The following is a 1113-nucleotide window of genomic DNA, read 5'->3' as shown; positions in this document are numbered from 1 at the left end:
GTGAATGTGCAGTTTCCGTTCAAAAGAAGCGGAAGCGTAAACCAGGATTTTCAGGAATCCGTAACCGTACCGAAATCTGCAATTGTTGAAAACGGACAGCTCACCGGAATCTACACCGTAAGTTCAAGCAATACCGCGCTTCTCCGATGGGTGAAAACCGGTAAAGTGATGGGTGATCAAGTGGAAATTCTTTCAGGCCTTACCGCCAAAGAACCTTATATCGTTTCCGCCAAGGGAAAACTGTTTAACGGTGCAAAAGTAACCACAAAATAATGTGATGATCTGATGGTGAGATCAAGTGCTGATTTAATGTCGGTCGTTAAAATGATCTTGTCAGGACACTAACTAATTACCTGATTATATTATGGAAAAAGGAATCGCAGGACGTATAGCCGAATTTTTTATCAATTCAAAATTAACCATTCTGTTAATGATTGCATTGATGATTATCGGGGTGTACAGTTCTACATTAATACCAAGAGAAGAAGAGCCGCAGATCATTGTGCCAATGGCCGATGTGATGGTGGGTTATCCCGGCGCCAGTCCCAAAGAAGTCGAGAGCCGCGTCGTAAAACCGTTGGAAAAAATAATCTCCAACATCAAAGGAGTAGAGCATGTGCATGCGATGGCGATGAACGGCCGTGCCATGATTATCGTTCAGTTTTATGTAGGTGAAGATACCGAACGTTCTTATGTGAAGCTTTATGACGAGTTGATGAAGAATAAGAACATGTTCCCGAACGGTATTATGGAGCCGATGGTGAAAACCCGTTCCATTGATGATGTTCCGATGTTGGGACTTACGTTGTGGAGCGAAAAATACAATGATTTTGAGTTGAGACAGATTACTGAAGAACTGGCTTCCGAAATCAAAAAAGAAAAAGATGTTTCTCAAACCAACGTGATCGGAGGCCGCCCACGACAGCTGAAAATCATCCTCGACCGTGAGAAAATGGCTGAAAGTGCTGTAGATCCGCTGGCGGTAATGCAGATGATTCAGGCCAACAACGGCAGCGCACAGAGCGGAAGTTTTGTGAGCAACGATACTGAATATTTGCTGAAAACCGGCCAGTTCCTCACTTCTCAGGAAGATGTTGAAAATCTGGTGGTCGG

General features: G+C 43.8%; 1 protein-coding gene and 1 pseudogene. Both read left to right on the top strand.

Features of this window, described 5'->3' with window-relative positions; all coding sequences use genetic code 11:
- A pseudogene (locus tag V5N63_RS11185) lies at window positions 1-273 on the top strand (efflux RND transporter periplasmic adaptor subunit); the annotation flags it as partial.
- 91 nt (window positions 274-364) lie between these two features.
- On the top strand, window positions 365-1113 hold a 749-nt coding region (locus V5N63_RS11180), incomplete at its 3' end, for an efflux RND transporter permease subunit (RefSeq protein ID WP_332034008.1).

It is taken from the genome of Kaistella sp., assembly GCF_032060305.1.
Classification (GTDB): Bacteria; Bacteroidota; Bacteroidia; order Flavobacteriales; family Weeksellaceae; genus Kaistella; species Kaistella yananensis.
This window is presented reverse-complemented; position numbering and strand designations above follow the sequence as displayed.